The sequence below is a fragment of the Streptomyces celluloflavus genome, from assembly GCA_000720995.1.
GTDB lineage: Bacteria > Actinomycetota > Actinomycetes > Streptomycetales > Streptomycetaceae > Streptomyces > Streptomyces celluloflavus.
Map to the genome: position 1 here is coordinate 1 of JOEL01000162.1, position 280 is coordinate 280.

1 protein-coding gene is annotated in these 280 nt (G+C 62.1%); it reads right to left on the reverse strand.

Annotated features, from left to right (window positions below):
• Nucleotides 1-261, reverse strand: a 261-nt coding sequence (locus IH09_RS36310) for an AMP-binding protein (protein WP_205379430.1), incomplete at its 3' end; no start/stop codon positions are given.
• Between the last annotated feature and the right edge of the window lie 19 nt (nt 262-280).

The following is a 280-nucleotide window of genomic DNA, read 5'->3' on the forward strand; positions in this document are numbered from 1 at the left end:
CGACACCACATCACCACCCACCACAACCTCACGCACCCCCACCAACACCGACGGATCCTCCTCCGCCACCACCCCAAACAACCCCGCCGGCAACCACAACCCCGTCACCCCAAACCCACCAATAACCGATTTCAAAACCCCCACATCCAACCGCCCCACCGGAGCCACCACCACACACCCGCCCGACAACAACGGACCCCACAACTCAAACGTCGACGCATCAAACGCAAACGGCGAATGCAACAACACCCGCTCCACCACACCACCCACCCACCCCGAA